We start from the raw sequence: 19052 nt of genomic DNA, 5'->3' as shown, positions 1-19052 counted from the left end.
GAATGGGTGTCCGGATTGCTCCGGAATATGCATTTTAGTATTGTTCGTGGTAATATCATCGTATTGCGCTTAATATTATTCTACTTCATTTTGATGGTTGTAAAATTATATTATAAATCACAAAACTAGCGACTTATAGCTATGCCAATTTGTGACACAACTTTGCCAAGTAACGACAATTTGAATTTTTTTTAGTTTCATGCACGACAGACCATACAATTCCCTATAAAGTGCTCAAAATGCACTCTTAAAAAACGAAGCATTTTCCTAATTCAACTTTGGTGCTGTTTTCATATTGGTGGAGATTTACACCAAGCACTATTGATAACGAGCAAAGCATCCTAAAGGTACTCTCATAAATTTTGAAAGCATTCAAAAAGCACGCTTAATATTCTCTGCAAAATACACAAAGTGCTCAAAAGCAAGTGAAATATACTCTAGATATGGTCTGTATATACTCTGAAAGTATTCAGAAGCATGAAAAAGCACTCAAAAGCTATCTAATTATTAGTGTAGATAGTGCTTTGGAGCTTGTTTTTGCTAGGTTTTCTTTAAGTTTTATCACGATTTTCCCCAAAGAAATCCTTATAACAACTCAAATTCTTGCTTACTAATGCAAAAATGATCCAGGATAACTTGTAATTCTTTGTGGGTATAGTAGTGGGCTCGTCTATTTCTTGTTAGCATATCGAGTTTGCTATTTAATTCCGGTGATAGTTTTATTTCTTTTCGGAGCAACTGCATCGCTGCATTTATATTTGAGCTTTGTGGATATAATTTAATGGCCAAATCTTGTTTCAATATCGTTCTTTTAAATATCATTTTAGTGAGTTCTTTTTGCGTTTTTCTAATTCAATTATAGAGAATTAGAATGCAATAAAAAAGCAATAGTAAAACATAGTAACATAAGGTAATATTAAGCAAATAGCTTGAAAACCAAAAGGTAATAAAACGAAATAAACGGATGAAAACGATTTTGTTAGACTGATTGAGAATATATCTTGTATTCAATACTATTTACTTGCGCTCAATTAAAAACCGCAAAAACGATAAAATACGATATAAAACAATTTTTTACTTGCTTTTACTCTCCTTTACTTTCCGTTACTATCTTTTACTAGGAAGTGAGTGTACCGTATTGCTTAGGTTTGACGAAATAAAATTTAATAACACGTTAAAATCGTATAAAAATGAGCAAGACAGTTGTAATTGTAGATGAGCATCTCTTTAATAAGTTAATGGGCAAGATCGACCATATTAACGATAAGATTGATAGTATCAATGTGGCCAAGAATGATGGCTTTAAAGATCGTTGGTATGTTACCGAAGAAGTATGCAAGTTGTTAAACGTCAGTAGGCGGACTTTGCAAACTATGGTACGCCTTGAAAAGCGTGCGTTAAATATATAAAACCCAGTGATATGAAAGGATTACACAGGCCAATTTGTCGTTCAGCCTGAAGCAGCCATGAGGTGCGTGCGGGAAACCAAACGTGCTAAGTTCGTGGTTTGCGTCCATGCAGGCCGTAATGGAAATGAACCCAGTCAGGCCTCGTTATGCAACTTTGCAGTGGTCAACCTCCCTTTGTTGGTGAAACCTGAAACATACCGGGAAGCAACGACAACAAGCACCGATATGGCTGCACGGGGTAGAATGGGATGGCATGCATGGAAAGGGAAACGCATGAACAAGGGAAGCCCTAACGGCTTACCAGCCGAGTAAGTGTCGAGGGTGGCGGATATGCCCGTAGTACTGAAGATAATCAGGACAACATAACCTGGAAGGAGGGAAGGGGCATTACTATAAACGAAAGAATCAGATAAGAGACACATTATCCAATTGAAGAAATGAGTACTCACGAAAAGATAGAGCGCGAAATAGCCCGGTTATCGCAAAAGAAGCGTAAAGAACGGACTACGCAGGAAAAAGTGCGTCTCTTACAACTGAAACTATATCTTAAGGCCAAGCAGGAGAAGAAGTATAAATTTTACATTCTCTATGACAAGATATTTCTACATTACGTATTAAAGGAAGCGTACAATCGCTGCAAAAGAAGTAGCGGGAACAGTCCGGGGATAGATCGTCAAACCTACACTGATATAAGACAGTATGGAGAGACCAAATTCCTGAGAGAAATAGAGGAAGAACTTCGGCAACGGAGTTACAAGCCTCAGGCTGTAAGGCGGGTAATGATAGAAAAAGAGAATGGTGGAGAACGCCCCTTAGGAATACCTACCATAAAAGACAGGGTTGTGCAACAAGCCTGTAAAATAGTGATAGAGCCTATATGGGAGGCAGACTTTGACAACTCTTCCCATGGATTTCGTCCGAAACGCTCGGCACATGGAGCAATAAGGGAGATCAGGGACAACCTGAAGTCAGGAAAACAAACAGTCTATGATGCAGACCTGAGTAAGTATTTTGACACAATTCCCCACGACAAGCTACTAATAGCCTTGAAAGAACGTATAGCCGATCCACGGGTACTTGATCTGATAAAAACATGGCTGAAAGTACCCATAGTGGAAAAAGACGGACGATATACAGGGGGGAGGAAAAACAGAAAAGGTACGCCACAGGGAGGGGTAATCTCGCCCCTGTTGGCCAATATCTATATGAATTTGTTAGACCGGCTGGTTAACAAGCCAGGCGGGTACTTTTCAGGAGAAGGGATTCGTATGATACGCTATGCCGATGATTTTATATTAATGGCAAAGCACATCAATCAAGAAACCCTCGTAAGGATGCACGGTTACCTGGCACGCATGGGACTTATTTTAAATACAGAAAAGAGTAAACTGGTAGAAGCCAGAGAAGAGTCATTTGATTTTCTGGGATTTACATTTCGATACGACCGAAGTATATTCAAAAACGGGACAAGGTTTTGGAATATAATGCCCAAGGCCAAATCACGGAAGAAAATACGACAAAAGGTCAATGAGATGCTGAAAAAGCGAGGACACTTCAATACACAAATGCTGGTATATGAGTTGAATCCCATGATAACAGGTTGGATGAATTATTATCGAGTAGAAAAAGTCAGTTATACACAGGTAGCGTTCAGGGAATTAGAAGAATACCTTCGTTATCGTCTGAATCGCTACTACAATCGTAAAAGCCAGCGCAAGTCCCGCTTGTTCGGCAAACAAGCATTTGAGATACTGGTCAGGGACTATGGATTAGTTCGACCATACAGGACTTCTGGCATACGACCTGTGAATGCCCGGAGATGAACGTTATAGGAAAGCCGTATGCGGGAAAACCGCACGTACGGTTTGACGAGGGGGCTACAAAGTCAACAAATGGTTGGCTTTGTACTCTACTCTACCGTGATAATAAGGTTATTGCATATAAAAAGACCGGGCGCAAAATTTACTATAAGGCTTCTGAAATAGAAGCTTACCTTGAAAGTATTAATGGATAATCCCTTTAAATCGTATGGAATCATTTGAAAATGAAAAAACGGAACTGGGGAAAGCGCATCTGAAATATGGAAAGATGTCGATCCATGAAGCCAACCTCAGACTTAAAATGGCAGAGGAGTCGGAATTTCCATTGACCATCTTTCCAAAGTTTATCCAGGATACTATTATTGAATTGCATGACCACGGGAATTATAACATCGACTATACATCGGTAAGTATTTTTACAGCATTGGCCGGCATTATAGGCAACTCGTATCATCTGCGTAAACATATTGAATGGGTAGAAAATCCATCTATGTGGGTAGTGTTGGTAGGTAAGTCAGGGCAGAATAAAAGTGCACCCTTAAAAACAGCTTTTAAAGCCATCAAAAACCTGCAGAAGCAATACGATCAGGAATATGAATCAGCCATTGCCAACTATGACCCAGATAGCGGAGAAAAGAAACCCAGTAAGAGAAAATTGTATTCCACTGATCCGACTTTTGAGGCTCTTATCAATATCCATAAGCAAAATCCAAATGGTATGATATTGATGCCCGATGAGTTTAAGAGCTTTATATTGAATTTGATTGGATATAGCGGAACCTCAAAACAAAGTCAGTTTTTATCCATATGGGATGGTGCACCTATTTCACTGGATCGTAAAGAGGTCGAAAGTTCGTCATTGAGTATGCCTTGTGTTTCAATCATTGGCAGTATTCAGGACGATGTGATTGCATCCTTTAAGGCCAAGGATATAAAAGACGGGTTCTTTGAGCGAATTCTATTTGCTATTCCGTTAAAAATGGAGAAGAAATTGATCGGAAGAAAAAATCCTGATGATTATATGGTTGAGAAATTTCATTCGAGGATGAAAGCATTAATGGATAAAGTCAATGAGAGCATTAATACGATAGAGTTACCATTATCTGAGAAGGCAGAGGACTTGTTTATTAATGAAGTAAACAAACACGTAAAGCCTTCCAATAAGGATGCTGCCATATCAGGAATCCTGTCAAAATTGGATAGGTATATATTGCGGTTTGCCCTGGTTCTTGAAGTCTCCAATAGCTTTTTTGAAGGGCAGGCGATCAAGCAGATAAGCGAAAGTTCAATGAAGAAATCCATTATGCTTAAGGATTATTTCTTTTCGAATGCATTAAAGCTAGATCACATGGTTTTAAATGTGTATGAAGACAACTCAAAGGAAGGTAAGGTATTTCAGGTTTTAAAGAAGATTGGTAAACGGGAATTCACCAATAAAGAGTTTATTGAAATGGCCAACAAACTCAATATCGCCAAAGAATCATACGCTTATCAATTGCTGAGCAATACCAAACTGGCGCATAAAAAGCAGAAAGGCGTGTACGAAACTGATGTACTCAATTAATCTTACTGCTGCCATAAAGGCTGAGAAAAATATGGAATACTGTAGAGTTTGCGGAGTTGTGGAGTTTGATTGATTCACAATGCTTTATGTGTGGAGTTTGAGTGGAGTAAGTGTGGAGTAGCGGAGTGATAATCCTCAGTCAATATTATATTCAATTTGCGAAAATGTATTAGAATTCAGGCCATTGGCTGAGTGTTATAGGGCAATTGTATCTATAAGTGCGATGTTCCAAGTCAAGTGTCCGACATCATCAACGCAGCTTGGGACCCACTTTCCTTATATTTTGATAAGACAGAAAGCTGTTTGAGCGATAGCGAGTTCTTTCTGTCTCAATATTAAGGAAATAGTGGGTAAGTGAGTGATGCCGTCGGCGGGCTTCTTTGTTTCCTTTCTTCGGCTGAAGGAAGAAAGGAAAAGCCCTTGCGGCTCGAGCAAAAGAAAGGCTTAATTAATATGGATTCAATCTTTAATAATGAGGTAATTTATCAAATAAATGATCTAATCGTGGAGTGAGTGGAGTTGTATGGAGTAGTAAGTGCCTGAAAAACAACAATCCTCCACAATTCCACAAACTCCACTAAAACAAAAAAATTTCCTTTATGTCAGATATCCGCTATTCATTGGAAAAATACAAAGGTCGATCAACCAGGTATCATTGTCCGCAATGTCATCAGAGGACTTTTACCAGGTATTTAGATAACCATAGCAAAAAGCATTTGTCTGATTATGCCGGAAGATGTAACCGGGTAGAAAAATGTGGCTATCATTTTACACCCAAGTTGTACTTTGAAAAGAATGGATACGAATCCGATGATTTTCATAAGCCTGCACCAAAAACCAAAATAATCATAAAACCTCCTTCTTGTATTGATAAGAAGTTAATGCAAGCGTCTCTTACCAGTTATCACCAAAATAACTTTGCTATTGGCTTGAGTAAATATTTTCCTGAAAGGATGGTTGTGGAGGTATTAAGGAAATATTACGTTGGAACTGCCAAAGGGAATAAAACCATATTTTGGCAAGTCAATCGATCGGGACAAGTAAGAACGGGTAAGGTAATGCAGTATAATTCAGCTACACTAAAGCGAGTCGGTTATATTAATTGGGTGCATTATATCACTAAACAAAAGGACTTCAATTTAAAGCAAGTATTCTTTGGTGCGCACCTGCTTATTGATAAAACAAGACCCGTTGCCGTTGCTGAAGGTGAAAAGAATGCCATATTCGGAGCATTGTATTATCCACAATACAATTGGATTGCCGTTGGTTCAATAGAAATGTTGAATGTAAAAAAGCTAAATGCCCTCAGAGATTATCAGGTGACTTTATTCCCTGATAAAGGCAAAGCATTTGATAAGTGGCGCAAGATTGCAGAAAACACTTGCTTTAATGTTCATGTAAATACTGTTTTGGAGAATACGAATTTAAATGAAGGCGATGATATTGCAGACTTGGTTATTTCTATCAAAAAGGAACAGTATCTGGCAGGTCCAGAAGCTATAATTGATAAGCTTAAAAGGAAAAATAAGCACCTGAACTTATTGATAGAGAAGTTTGATTTGTGCGTTACGCAATGCCCTGAATTGGATAGTTCCTGATTATAATAGTCGAAGACCCCATAATTTATTAAAAGGATTGACCCGCTATGAAGCTTATACTGGGAAAAATTTTGAGATTGAAGAATATAGTGATAAAATGAAGCAATCCAGACAGAATAGGTTGATAGAAAACAAGAAAAGGTTGTGTGCGATATGCTGATACAAAAAAAGGTAGCATTAAAATAAGAACTAACTACAATGGTCGTTCTCCTTTTAATAATGCACCGGAAAATTACAACAAGTTATCTATTAGGATGAAACAGTGGTTGTGTTGCAATATTGCAACACTTTATTCCAAGTTTACCGTGGGATTTCCTCTGCAGGCTTGTTAATTGACACTTAAAAAGTAAAATAATGCAACACTGAAGTGTTGAGGAATGTATACCTTTGATGCGTTTTTAACTATGCTATTATGAATTCAGATAAGAAAATATGGGATGATTTTAGGAATGGGGAGAATTATGCCCTTTCGCATATTTATTATCAGCATGTTCAAATTCTTTATCGTTATGGTAAAAAAATCAGTCATGATGAAGAACTCATAAAAGATACTATCCAGGATCTGTTTTATGATTTAATTCGTACCCGTGAGAATCTAGGAGAGACGGATAATATTAAGTTTTATCTCTTAAGATCTTTTCGAAGAAAACTGGCACGTGGCTCGCAATCTCCCAATGAGCGCCTCGAATTGGGACCTGTAGATGATTTAACTACCCGGATAGTGTTTTCTGCAGAACAAGAAATAATTGATAAGGAAGAATTGTCACATCGAGAAAAACAGGTGCAGGAAGGATTGAGAACCTTAAGTTCCAAACAACGCGAGATACTTTATTACCGTTATACATGCGAGATGGATTATGATGAGATTTGCGAATTGATGCAACTCAAATACGATTCAGCAAGGAAGTTGGTGTTTAGGTCGGTAAAGGCACTTAAAGACAACATGGGAGGAGCAAGCATGCTGTTGTTTTTCCTCAGTAATCTTTGGTGATTTCTAAAAAAACAAAAAACTTGCTATTTTTTGTCCACAAAAAACAAACTGCTGTCTTTCTATAATAAAGAGGCCTTAAAAACCATTTAATGAAAAGCGATTTTTTAAAATATAATCTTGAAAAACTCATTGAGGATAAATCCTTTGTTGATTGGGTCTTGAAAGGGGATAAAAACGATGTGTGGAATGCATTCATTGAAGAAAATCCGGGATTTAAGCCTTTGGTTGAAGAGGCGCGTGAGATTGTGTTGTTGATAAAAGATGACAGTGAAGGTTTGGATGAACAATCTGTATTGGGGATTTGGAGAAATATTGAGCAATTTGATGCTAATAATAAGAGACAAATAAAGAAGCTTAGGATTAGGAGAAGTATAAGTTGGGCAGCTTCAATATTATTGATTATTTCTTTAGGGATTTTAGGTTTGTACGAAATAACAAATGAGGAAGTTTATCATTTTGCAGAATCAGAGCTTAATATATCCAAAGATGCTCGTCTTGTACTTTCTACGGGAGAAGAGATTGCTTTAACTATGAATGAATCTTCCATTCTGTTAGATCAGAAAAACCAGCAATTGATCGTTAATGATAGTATTATTGATTTAAAAAGCAAAGATGGTCATAAGGTTAAGATGAATGAAGTGATTGTTCCTAAAGGAAAGCGTTCTGAATTACTTCTAGCAGATGGAACAAAAGTATGGCTTAATGCAGGTAGTAGATTGGCATTTCCTTCTAAATTCAGTGGCAAAAGAAGAGATGTATACCTTGAAGGGGAAGCTTGTTTTAAGGTTGCCAGAAACAAGCATAAACCTTTTATCGTTAATGCCGGAGATTTGGATGTTAAGGTGTTAGGTACATGGTTTGATGTGTCAGCTTATGGTTCTGACAATAAAATAGAAACCGTATTGTTAGAAGGTAGTGTTGCTGTATCAAGACCTACGTCGCTTGGAATTGGTAAAAAAGAATATCTTTTAAAGCCTAATCAGAGAGCATCCTTTCACAAGGAAAATAATATCATTGAAATAGAGGAAGAATATAATGTCCAAAAGGTTATTTCATGGACAAAAGGTTGGTACGAGTTTTCCGGTGAAAATGTAAGAACCATCCTTGAAAGAGTGGAGCGTTATTATAATGTAAGATTTATAGTGCCTGAAGGGCTAGTTTTTACAGAGACCATATCCGGTAAGTTAGATTTGAACGACTCTTTGAAAGATGTGATAGAGGTATTGGAAGATGTAGCTCAAATACAGTGCCGTGTTGAGGGTAATGACATATACATAGGAGGAGGAAAATAGGCTCAATTTAATAGTTTGAAAGTATTACCAGCCACAGGCAGCATGGGAGAGACATGTACTGTTGTTAAATAAATTGGCATAAAAAAAACCGAAGGCCTGGCCGCCCCCGGTTTAAACATTAAATATTATAAAATATTCAATCTAATTAAATCAAAAGTATGAAAAAAAATCGAGTAGTATGGAACTTTTCGAGTAGAAAAGTTCTCAGTTGGAGCTTGAAAAAGAAGGTCGCATTACTCTTGCTGGTGATGATAACAGCATTATCCTCTACGCAAAACTGTTATTCTCAGAAGACAAGTTTCAATTTAAAACTTGATAATGTATCTGTTAAGCAAGCTTTTCAGGAGATTGAAAAGAAAAGTGATTATATATTCATTTACAGCGATCAGGTTGTCGATTTAAACCGCAAAGTAATTGTAAATGTGCAGAATGGTGATGTAGGTGCTGTTTTACAGCAAGTCTTTAAGGGAACAAACAATACTTATAAGATTAACAAGCGACAAATTACTATTCTTGTAAAAAGTAAGGAGCAAATAGAGAGTGAAAAAAAAACAGCTAATGATCAAACAAAGAAAATTACCATCACAGGAACCATCACAGATGATACCGGAGAATCGCTACCGGGTGTTAGTGTGGTGATAAAAGGAACTACTAGTGGTACTATAACAGATATTAAAGGAAATTACTCCATTTCAAATGTGCCTGCTGATGGTGCTTTGCTTTTTTCCTTTATTGGTATGGCCGATCAAGAGATTGTAGTTGGAAAGGAATCCACCGTTAATGTAACTATGTTAGCAGATGTGTTTGGTGTTGATGAAGTTGTTGTGGTTGGATATCAAACGATTCAGAAAAGTGATCTAACGGGCTCTTTGGGATCAGTTAAAGCAGGTGACCTGACCAAAATTGCAAGTAGTTCTTTTGAATCTTCTTTAGCAGGTAGGGCAAGTGGCGTTCAGGTAACGTCAAGTGAGGGTGCGCCTGGAGCCGGAATGAATATAACCATCCGTGGAGCCAATTCAATTTCGGCAAGTAGTGCACCATTGTATGTAGTTGATGGTTTTCCTATTACGGTTAAAGAGTCTGAACTAGGAGGTTCTGGGGTTAGTTCTAATGCCGTGAATCCTCTTTCTGCTATCAATCAAGAAGATATCGAATCTATTGAGATATTAAAAGATGCATCAGCAACAGCCATTTATGGTTCTAGGGGAGCAAATGGTGTTGTTTTAATTACCACTAAGAAAGGAAAAAAAGGAGAACTGAAATTAAGTTATAGCGGGTATGCTGGTATACAAAATCTGCAAAATAGCAGAAAGATTGAATTGCTTAATGCACAACAATACCTCGATTATGTAGAAGAAATAGAGCCTGGCTCTTATCTTTTTTGGGAAGATGAAGATCAGACTATTCCCAGAGATAATTCTAATGCCGAAACAATAGATTGGCAAGATGAAATGTATAGAACGGCATTAATCCAAAACCATCATATTACATTAGGAGGAGGTAAAGGAGGTAGCTTTTTTAATGCATCTATTGGTTATTTTAATCAAGAAGGTATTTTAAAAGGGTCAGACTATGATCGATTTACCTCAAAGGTGGCATTTACTCATCAGTTTAATAAAAAACTTAAAATACAGAATGTGATGAGTTTTGCTAGTTCTGAAAACAATGGATTAGTAGCTGCAAATAAACAGGGTATATATTCAGGAATTGTTACGGCAACACTAAAATTCAGGCCTTATCTTCCTGATTTTGAAGATATTCCATTTGATCCAACCATAAATACAACCTCTCCAAAATCAATGGCGGAAAGGATTACAAAAAACCTTAGATATCATAATTTCAGTAATATGTTACAGCTGAATTACGATATATCTCCGTCGCTTAAGTTTACAGCGAGATTGATGCTGAACCTTCAAAATATCTCTTCCGAGGAGTTTTATCCTCCAGATGTTGCACAAGGTACTATTACTAATGGTCGTGCATTTAATAGTAACCGAGAGACAACCCGGTGGGTGAATGAGAATCTTTTGAATTATGTAAAAAAACGGGGTGACCATAAAATAAATGCAGTAGCTGGGTTTACTATAGAAAAGTATAATCTTAGTGAAGTATTAACATCAGTAACAGATTTTCCAATATATGATCTTGGGTCAGGAAAACTTAACGCTGGTCTTAATCCGGGTATACCTGATAGTAATATCCTCCAAACGAGTTTGGTAAGTTTTTTAGGTAGAGCTAATTATGTGTTTAAGGATCGCTATTATTTGACTGCAGGAATTAGAGCTGACGGTTCCTCTAAATTTACAGAAGGAAATAAATTTGGATATTTCCCTTCTTTAGCTCTGGCATATCGATTAAGCGAAGAAGATTTCATTAAGAATTTGAATTTTTTTGACAATCTAAAAATAAGAACAAGCTATGGTAAAACTGGAAACCAGTCAATACCTGCATATTCTAGTTTAGGTATTTTAAGAGATGCTAATTATAGCTACAATGGAAACTTAGTGTATGCTGTGTCTCCTTCTAAAATGCAGAATAATGATTTAACATGGGAAACAACTGATCAATTTGATGTTGGATTAGATTTTATGATTTTGAATAGAAGGCTTACCCTAACAACAGATGCCTATTATAAGAAGACATATGACTTGTTATTAAATTCGCCAGTACCTTATCATTCCGGTTATTCAACATATTTTAACAATATTGGAGAATTGGAGAATAAAGGTGTAGAATTTTCAATTGAAGGAACGATTGTAAGTAAACCTGATTTTCAATGGAAAGCGTCTTACAATATGACATTCAACCGTAATAAAATTATAAAGTTGGCTGACTCTGACTTTATAGATATTGATGTTCCAAGTGACACTAGGACTTTAAATGAGTACCGAATTATGGAAGGAGAATCCATTGGTTCTATGTGGGGACTAGTTTGGGATGGGGTTTATCAATATGATGATTTTACCAACTTTGATGAACTGTCAAGTGTTCAAGATAAAGCGGATCTTTACCAAGAAATTTTGGATGCTAATGGAACATTTAATTTAAGAGATGGTGTAGATTACCTAGTAGGTAATCAAACAACTACACGCCCGGGTGAAATAAAATATAGAAAGACAAATGATGATGGAACCAATGAAATAACTGAAGATGATAAAACCATCATTGGTGATGCAACACCTGACTTTTTTGGAGGGTTTACCAATGATTTTAAATGGAAAAACTGGGACCTAAGTGCATTAATTTCTTTTTCATATGGTGGTGATGTATATAATGCCAATCGATACAGTTTAGAGGCCATGGATGCCATATACGCCAATTTTAGTACCAGTATTCTCGATAGGTGGACTCCTGATAAACCAAGCGAAAAAATGCATAGTAGTTCTGGGTTTACGAAATATGTTTCAAGTAGTTATGCTGTAGAGGATGGGTCGTATATACGATTAAGTAATCTGACATTGGGGTATAATCTACCCAAAAAGGTGGTTAAAAAGTTAGGTATTGATAATTGCCGATTCACCCTAAGTGGAGACAATATATACGTATTAACTAATTATTCGGGATATGATCCTGAGGTAAGCGTTTCAAGAATTGGTCTTGCTCCCGGTTATGATAGTGGAGCATATCCAAGGCCTAGTGTTTATAAGTTGGGGCTAAAAGTAACATTTTAAAATTTTAAGTTATGTATAGTAAAAATATAGTAAATTTCGTTTTAATTCTCTTCTTAATATTATTTTCTTCATGTAGTGATTTCTTAGAAGAAGATCCTAAAAGCTTTTATAGTACAACAAACTTTTATAGCTCCGAGAAAAATATAGAGATAGCTGTAAGCGGATGTTACGATGCCTTGGGAGCTACTGGTCAGCCTACAGTGTACGGTAGTTATTTTCATGGTCTTCGTTTTGTTGGAGTAGTTGGTACAGATGAACTAATGACTAATGCTGGGCTTAAGAATGTAAATTTTATTGCGCCATCAAACTATAGCCATACCTCAGAATCCTTAATGATCAAAGAAATTTGGAAAAACCAATACCTTGGTATAGAAAGTTGTAATTTGGTGATTGATAAAATTGAGGGCGTCGCATTTGAGAGCCAAGAATTAAAAGAAAGGCTTTTAGGTGAAGCCTATTTTTTAAGGGGATTTTATTACCTACATCTGGTGAGGTTATATGGCCCTGTGCCACTTAATCTAACTCCTACCGTCTCGCTTGATCTGATTAATGTACCCCGTAGTTCGTTGCAGGAGGTATATACACAAATAGTTAGTGATATGGAAAAGGCAACTGAATTATTATGGGAAGATGTGCCTGAAGGTGATAATGGACGTATTAGTAAATATGCGGCAAAAGCAATTCTTTCGAATGTTTATTTAACGATGGCCTCTTTGGCAGAACATAAACCATACGAAGGGCTTGACCTTAATGGAGTGGACATGAGCTGGGTAAACACAAGTGAATTTTATCAAGAAGCTGCCGATCTAGCGATGGAGGTTATTAGCTCTACAAAATACGACCTATTAAGTGCATCTGTTTCCGAAGATTACGGACAGATATTTAGCCACAATAATGAGTATAACAAAGAAATATTGTTTGATGTTCAGTTTATAAGTGGCACAACAGAAGGTGGTGCTGTAGCCGGAAACTATGGATATGAAAACTCTTATGGTAATACGGCTCAAAATAGTGGTGCTTATCAAATAGCCAAACCGGTTGGTGATTTTGTATATCGTTTCCAACAAAAATCTTTACAAGATGGGGATATTCGTTACGCTTGGAACTGTGCATCCACCAGGATTGTTAAGAGTGGCGCTGTTGGCGGACAAAAAAGTTATCAGGATTTTGGAGCTACAAAATGGCAAAAGCCTGACGCACCGGGGTTCAATATATATGACAGTCCTATCAACTTTCCGTTAATGCGATATGCTGAAGTATTATTGACTTTTGCAGAAGCCAATGCCAGAGCAAAAGGAAGCGTTGATGCCGAAAGCCTTGAGATGATGAATAGGGTAAGAAGAAGAGCATTAGGTTTAGATTATACTATTGCTGATGTTAGTGCCGATTATACAAATACTGATTTAGATGCTTTTCTAGAACAGATATTTATTGAAAGATCTTTTGAATTATGCTGGGAAGGAAAAAGATGGTATGATTTAGTGCGAACAAACAAGCTTATTAGCACCATTAAGGAAACATCTACTTTTCATCAATATACATTAAAATCAGTGGATGATAAAATGTTGCTTGAAGCTCAGAAAAATATTCTTCCACACCATGTATTGTTTCCAATACCTAAAAATGAGCTTAGTACAAATCCTCTATTAACACAAAACCCTGGGTATTTATAAGGTTATATGATGCCCATGTGCTATATGAGTTTGATGACAACTTAGAAGGACGAGTATATCCCCTCCTTCTAAGTTAAATCGCTCCACAAAAACGTTTTGAAATTTGCTCTGCTTTTTGATTGTATCATTAAGATAGGAGAATGCTGTCCCGAATCTTCCATAATGGAGTGAAATGGACCTTGGGTTTTTAAAATGTGGCAATGAAAAACGATAACGAAAAATAGAATATAAACTATTGAAAGAGAATGGTCACGGGTTCAACTTCTGTTTCAATATTTAATAAATATAGGGGATCTGATTTTCTTTCGCTAAGTATTAATCAGTTCTTCAATTATAAATATGATAAGTTTAGGTTATGATATCTAATGCACATCAAATAAAAAGAGTTTCAAGTTTTGGAAAAATAGAAATATTACGAATTGAGTTTGTATCTATTTTTTATACTAACGGGCACTCCTCTCATGTGTTAAGAGATCAGATAAATCATAATCTTCTCCAAACTATTAATGATGCTCCTTTTCTTTATGCATTTGTTAATATGATAGGAGGCGAATTTATAATTGTGGATGGAAATATTTAGGAATGAACTTCTTTTTTTAGTTAAAGAAGTTGGTTAAACAATTCGCGGATAATGATTGAATACCTCATTTTAGTAAATAACAATAGAACCCAGTTAAAATTTTGTACAATGAAAAAAATATTATTATTAAGCGCAATTATACTAGTGACGGTATGCGCAACAGGTCAAGAAAAGAAAAGTGATTTAATGCGCAAGTGTTACGTAGAAACTGCTGCAGCCAGATACGATTTAGATGAAGCTCAACAAAAGACTCTAAGTGAGGCTTATGTTGCTCGTAAAAAAACTGCTAATGAGATTAATAAGAAGAAGAAGAGCGGAGAGGTATCTGCGGAGATGATTCAATCTCAAAAGCAAGCAAACTATTCAACGTTTATGGATGTTCTCAAGGCCCTTACCGGTAAAAAACAAAGAGAACTAACTGCATTTGATACCGAAACTTATAAAAAGTGCGCTCAGTAAATACTTTACTTGTATCTGCATTTATGAGTTAATCTTTTGTGTTTTAACGTACTATAAAAATTATTGAAATGAAAAAAATAGTGTTGATATCGTTTTTGATACAAACCTTTGTGTTTAGCTATGGAGCAACTGTAATAACAGGAGATGATTGTTTGCAAGATTGTGGCACTAAGGTGACGTTTAAAGAGTTGAAACCAGTTTCTGATATCGATGGAGATTGGGTGTTAGATCCTAATTACTCGGATGAATTTAATACTACAGTTCTAGACTCCGATAAATGGGATGATAATATTACTTCATGGGGGCTTTGGACCTGGAGGCCTGAGAATATTGTTGCAAATGGATCGTCATTAACGATAAGAATGGATTATGAACATCATTCAAGGGTTGGTTTTAATGGAGACTTATTGGAAGACCTATATTATTATAGTGGGGCTATTAGATCTAAGGCACCAAGTGTAAAATATGGCTACTTTGAGGCCAAAATTAAGGGTTCAGAAAAATATCCTGGAGTTTGCCCTGCTTTTTGGTTGTATCATAAAGAAGGTGGCTTAGCTAACAAGAATCCTACTTACTGGACTGAAATAGATATTGTTGAGCTTACTCAAAATGTTAATTATGGAGAAAATGCGATTGGTTTAAATATACATGCATTTAATCATCCTAATCTTGTTGATGAGATTCATGAAGGGTATGAGTGGCATGCACCGTGGAATCCAGATGACGAATACCATGTGTATGGAGTTGAGTGGGACGAAAATTCTATCAAGTGGTTTGTTGATGGTGTTTTACGTTTGGAGAGAGAGAATGATTACTGGGATCAGCCATTAGATGTTGTTCTCTCATTTGGTTTGCGTAAACCATTAAAAGATGTTCCAAGTCCTGAAGGATTTCCAGCCTCGTTCGATATCGATTATGTAAGAGTGTGGTCAAAGGTTGTAAAATAAGCATTAAAAAAATGAATAAACAATTTCGTATTATGTCATATTTGTATTGTTTACTTGGCTTTCTTTTTTTGAATTCATGTCAGCAAACGCAAAGTATACAGATAAAAAAGAATGTGCTATTTATTTTGGCAGATGATTTTGGGTACCATGATATGAGTGGTACAGGAAGTAAATATTATAGTACTCCTAATATCGATCGTATTGCTTCAGAAGGGGTAGCCTTCTCTAATGGATATGCTACGTGCCGGGTATGTAGTCCATCGAGGGTAAGTATAATGAGTGGAAAGTTTCCTGCCAGACATGGGGTAACCGATTGGATTGGGGCAAAAACGGGTGTAGATTGGCGCAAAGCGGGTCGGTACAATCAATTATTGCCACCTGCTTATGAACCCCATCTGTCACATGAGTATGTAACTCTGCCAGAGGCTATGCAAGAGGCAGGCTACAAAACTTTTTTTGCCGGAAAATGGCACATGGGAGACAAAGGGTCATGGCCTGAAGACCACGGATTTAATATAAATATTGGTGGTTATGATAGAGGTGGTCCTGTTGGCGGATATTTTTCTCCTTTTAAGAATCCTAAATTAACTGATGGAGCTGATGGTGAAAACTTATCAATGAGATTAGCCAAAGAAACCTCAAGTTTTATTGAAGAAAATAAGGACAAACCATTTTTTGCCTTTCTTTCCTTTTATGCTGTACACAGCCCAATTGAAACAACCAAAGAAAAATGGTTGAAATACCGAAACAAAGCTGAGCAGATGGGTATTGCTGAGGAAGGCTTTAAAATGGGGCATTTCCTCCCAATCCGACAGCATCAGGACAATCCTGTATATGCCGGATTAGTAGAATCTATGGATGATGCCGTAGGAGAAGTGCTTAAGTCGCTGGATAGGCTCGGTCTTGCTGATAATACGATAGTTGTTTTTACTTCTGATAACGGAGGTGTAGCAGCTGGAGATAATTATTCAACATCAAACCTGCCCTTACGTGGAGGAAAAGGCTATCAATATGAAGGCGGAATTCGGGAGCCTTATTTTATAAAGGTACCTGGAATTAAAGGAGGGAAAAAAGTGGATGTTCCAGTTACTGGCACCGATTTTTACCCAACATTATTGGAACTTATTGGAGTTAAACAGAAGCCCGAGGAACATCTTGACGGAGTTAGTTTAGTGCCATTGTTAAAAGGGAAAAGCATTAAACAACGCGAATTAATTTGGCATTATCCGCACTACGGAAACCAAGGTGGTGAACCTTCATCAATTATACGCGATGGTGACTGGAAACTGATACATTATTACGAAGATGAGCGCGAGGAATTGTATAATTTAAAAACAGATATTTCAGAGAGAGCTGACGTTTCAGAATTATATCCTGACATAAAGATCAATTTGCATAACAAGCTCTTTAATTATTTAAATGATGTAGGTGCAAAGTTTCCTGAAAAAGATCCGGAATATGATGCTGAAAAGGAAAAGGAATATTTAAAGAGTATTGCTACAAATAAGAAGCAAGCTCTTGATAAACAACGAAAAGAGTATTTGTCAAAAGAGTTTAATCCTGACAATAATTGGTGGGGTAGCGAACAAACAATTGACTAAAAGAATAGAATTTAATAAGTGAATTTTAATTTAAAAATCAAAAGTTATGAAACAGTTTTATGCAATACTAGTATTATTTATGTGTGTGGCTTTTAATACCTTAAATGCACAACCCCGTTATGTAGAAAATTTCGAATTATTCCCACAAGACTGGACCACCTTTAGTGATGGTAGTTTTGTTGGGAATAATGATGTGACTTGGACTTATAAAAGAGCTAGAAAGTCAGAGGTTATTGATGGAACAAAAGGTATTAATCTGAAGAATAATTATGGCGAAGTAAAATCTTCGACTCTAGGCAATGGATTAAAATCACTTTCATTTGTTGCCAAACCTGTTGATACTAACAGTACAGCCGATAGAACGATAATAGTCCGAATACTTGATGGTGCAGGCGTTACGAAAGTAACAAAGAATTATACCTATGTTTATGATGCGTCCCATAATGAAGTGCAATTTACTATTGATGATATTAATTTAACAGGTGATTGTGTAATTTGGATAATGAATACTTCAGCGACTAGCGCTGACGCAGAAATATCTATTAGTGATCTAGTTTATGTAGATAACTCTACACCAACTTATATGGCTAATTTTTTTGTAACTGTTGATGGTGTTGCTATAGGTGATGCTTCATTAGTATTGAATGGCTTTACATATTTCCCCAACGATTTTGGTGTAATTAAAGTGATTGGCTTAATTACAGATAATTATGCTTATACAGTATCTGCACCTGGTTGTTACGACTCACAAGGTTCTATTACCATTGTGGGAGAAGATATTAACGAAGGTGTGGAATTACAAGCTATTCCTACTGCTGCAAATGAATTAAGCACTGAACTTTCTAAGGCTAATGTGTTTGTAAAAGGGCGAACAATCACGGTTGATGTTAAAGAACAGGTAACTGGACATGTGTATGTATATTCTGTTTCGGGTAATCTTATTGCACATAGGCAATTGCATTCTAATAGTATAGATATTCCTTTATCGGAATCTGGCTTATATATAGTTAGGGTCGTTAGTGTTAATAATTTTCAACAAATAGATAAGGTTGTTATTAGGTAACTGCTAAGATATGGAATTGGATAGATTCCAGATCCTTTTTAGGCTCTATTACAATTAAGGTTCAATTCGATCTAGAATATCCATTCTTGGTAAGAATGTAAAATGGCTTAAGTAATTAGGACTTATTTGGTTAATAATAGCACGAATAGGACACATTACCTTTATCCTAACCCTCTCTTCATAGGGAGGGATCGCTTTCTGCTTGTTTAGTAAATGGTCATTAATTGCTTCAAATCTCACAGCACATATCTTTTTCATGAAGAGAGGGCAGAGGTGACGCGTTTTTTAAGATTCGAGCTATAATTGTGTCTGAGCCTTTTTGTTTTTTAGAGAAAAGATTTGGATGTAAGTGTCAAAGGGTAGAAGTGCTATGGAAAATAAAAA

14 protein-coding genes are annotated in these 19052 nt (G+C 36.4%); 13 read left to right on the top strand and 1 reads right to left on the bottom strand.

Annotated features, from left to right (window positions below; genetic code table 11):
* Positions 1 to 585: 585 nt before the first annotated feature.
* Complete coding sequence (locus DDZ16_RS21105; protein ID WP_109264344.1) at positions 586 to 822, bottom strand: DUF4248 domain-containing protein; 237 nt, start codon at positions 820 to 822, stop codon at positions 586 to 588.
* 368 nt (positions 823 to 1190) lie between these two features.
* Here DDZ16_RS21105 and DDZ16_RS10105 point away from each other — a divergent pair, with 368 nt between their 5' ends.
* The 13 genes from DDZ16_RS10105 (at position 1191) to DDZ16_RS10035 (ending at position 18668) form a co-directional block, all read left to right on the top strand.
* Positions 1191 to 1409, top strand: a complete 219-nt coding sequence (locus tag DDZ16_RS10105; protein WP_109264343.1) for a MerR family transcriptional regulator — start codon at positions 1191 to 1193, stop codon at positions 1407 to 1409.
* A gap of 57 nt (positions 1410 to 1466) precedes the next feature.
* Positions 1467 to 1721 carry a hypothetical protein gene (locus tag DDZ16_RS10100; protein WP_146192227.1) on the top strand — a complete coding sequence of 85 codons (255 nt, stop codon included), beginning with the start codon at positions 1467 to 1469 and terminating at the stop codon, positions 1719 to 1721.
* Positions 1722 to 1846: 125 nt separating this feature from the next.
* On the top strand, positions 1847 to 3232 hold the full coding sequence (ltrA, locus tag DDZ16_RS10095) for a group II intron reverse transcriptase/maturase (RefSeq protein WP_109264341.1): 1386 nt from the start codon (positions 1847 to 1849) through the stop codon (positions 3230 to 3232).
* Positions 3233 to 3437: 205 nt separating this feature from the next.
* Positions 3438 to 4793: a DUF3987 domain-containing protein gene (locus tag DDZ16_RS10085; RefSeq protein WP_109264339.1), complete on the top strand. Its 1356-nt coding sequence runs from the start codon at positions 3438 to 3440 to the stop codon at positions 4791 to 4793.
* A gap of 599 nt (positions 4794 to 5392) precedes the next feature.
* Positions 5393 to 6391, top strand: coding sequence for a DUF6371 domain-containing protein (locus DDZ16_RS10080; RefSeq protein WP_109264338.1), 999 nt, complete (start codon positions 5393 to 5395; stop codon positions 6389 to 6391).
* Between the two features lie 412 nt (positions 6392 to 6803).
* Entirely contained in the window at positions 6804 to 7382 is a 579-nt protein-coding gene (locus tag DDZ16_RS10075) for an RNA polymerase sigma factor (RefSeq protein WP_109264337.1), read from the top strand.
* An 89-nt stretch (positions 7383 to 7471) separates the two neighbouring features.
* The gene (locus DDZ16_RS10070) at positions 7472 to 8674 is read left to right on the top strand and encodes a FecR family protein (RefSeq protein ID WP_109264336.1); all 1203 of its coding nucleotides are present in this window, start codon (positions 7472 to 7474) and stop codon (positions 8672 to 8674) included.
* A 158-nt stretch (positions 8675 to 8832) separates the two neighbouring features.
* Positions 8833 to 12345: a TonB-dependent receptor gene (locus DDZ16_RS10065; protein ID WP_109264335.1), complete on the top strand. Its 3513-nt coding sequence runs from the start codon at positions 8833 to 8835 to the stop codon at positions 12343 to 12345.
* An 11-nt stretch (positions 12346 to 12356) separates the two neighbouring features.
* Positions 12357 to 14018, top strand: a complete 1662-nt coding sequence (locus DDZ16_RS10060) for a RagB/SusD family nutrient uptake outer membrane protein (protein WP_109264334.1) — start codon at positions 12357 to 12359, stop codon at positions 14016 to 14018.
* 688 nt (positions 14019 to 14706) lie between these two features.
* Positions 14707 to 15057, top strand: a complete 351-nt coding sequence (locus DDZ16_RS10050; protein ID WP_109264332.1) for a hypothetical protein — start codon at positions 14707 to 14709, stop codon at positions 15055 to 15057.
* A 68-nt stretch (positions 15058 to 15125) separates the two neighbouring features.
* On the top strand, positions 15126 to 16004 hold the full coding sequence (locus DDZ16_RS10045; RefSeq protein ID WP_109264331.1) for a family 16 glycosylhydrolase: 879 nt from the start codon (positions 15126 to 15128) through the stop codon (positions 16002 to 16004).
* An 11-nt stretch (positions 16005 to 16015) separates the two neighbouring features.
* A complete protein-coding gene (locus DDZ16_RS10040) occupies positions 16016 to 17605 on the top strand; it encodes a sulfatase (protein ID WP_232526604.1) in 1590 nt (529 codons plus the stop codon).
* A gap of 46 nt (positions 17606 to 17651) precedes the next feature.
* Positions 17652 to 18668, top strand: coding sequence for a T9SS type A sorting domain-containing protein (locus DDZ16_RS10035; protein ID WP_109264329.1), 1017 nt, complete (start codon positions 17652 to 17654; stop codon positions 18666 to 18668).
* Positions 18669 to 19052 lie beyond the last annotated feature (384 nt).

The sequence above is a fragment of the Marinilabilia rubra genome (assembly GCF_003121985.1).
GTDB classification, from domain to species: Bacteria; Bacteroidota; Bacteroidia; order Bacteroidales; family Marinilabiliaceae; genus Marinilabilia; species Marinilabilia rubra.
Note: the sequence above shows the minus strand (reverse complement) of the source record. Positions and strands in the feature narration are given on the sequence as shown.

Excerpts from the sequence above, each read along its gene's own strand:
- DDZ16_RS10050 (WP_109264332.1), top strand. The coding sequence starts at position 14,707 with ATGAAAAAAATATTATTATTAAGCGCAATTATACTAGTGACGGTATGC.
- DDZ16_RS10065 (WP_109264335.1), top strand. The coding sequence starts at position 8,833 with ATGAAAAAAAATCGAGTAGTATGGAACTTTTCGAGTAGAAAAGTTCTC.
- DDZ16_RS10045 (WP_109264331.1), top strand. The coding sequence starts at position 15,126 with ATGAAAAAAATAGTGTTGATATCGTTTTTGATACAAACCTTTGTGTTT.
- DDZ16_RS21105 (WP_109264344.1), bottom strand. The coding sequence starts at position 822 with ATGATATTTAAAAGAACGATATTGAAACAAGATTTGGCCATTAAATTA.
- DDZ16_RS10075 (WP_109264337.1), top strand. The coding sequence starts at position 6,804 with ATGAATTCAGATAAGAAAATATGGGATGATTTTAGGAATGGGGAGAAT.
- DDZ16_RS10105 (WP_109264343.1), top strand. The coding sequence starts at position 1,191 with ATGAGCAAGACAGTTGTAATTGTAGATGAGCATCTCTTTAATAAGTTA.
- DDZ16_RS10085 (WP_109264339.1), top strand. The coding sequence starts at position 3,438 with ATGGAATCATTTGAAAATGAAAAAACGGAACTGGGGAAAGCGCATCTG.
- ltrA (WP_109264341.1), top strand. The coding sequence starts at position 1,847 with ATGAGTACTCACGAAAAGATAGAGCGCGAAATAGCCCGGTTATCGCAA.
- DDZ16_RS10080 (WP_109264338.1), top strand. The coding sequence starts at position 5,393 with ATGTCAGATATCCGCTATTCATTGGAAAAATACAAAGGTCGATCAACC.
- DDZ16_RS10100 (WP_146192227.1), top strand. The coding sequence starts at position 1,467 with ATGAGGTGCGTGCGGGAAACCAAACGTGCTAAGTTCGTGGTTTGCGTC.
- DDZ16_RS10035 (WP_109264329.1), top strand. The coding sequence starts at position 17,652 with ATGAAACAGTTTTATGCAATACTAGTATTATTTATGTGTGTGGCTTTT.
- DDZ16_RS10070 (WP_109264336.1), top strand. The coding sequence starts at position 7,472 with ATGAAAAGCGATTTTTTAAAATATAATCTTGAAAAACTCATTGAGGAT.
- DDZ16_RS10040 (WP_232526604.1), top strand. The coding sequence starts at position 16,016 with ATGAATAAACAATTTCGTATTATGTCATATTTGTATTGTTTACTTGGC.
- DDZ16_RS10060 (WP_109264334.1), top strand. The coding sequence starts at position 12,357 with ATGTATAGTAAAAATATAGTAAATTTCGTTTTAATTCTCTTCTTAATA.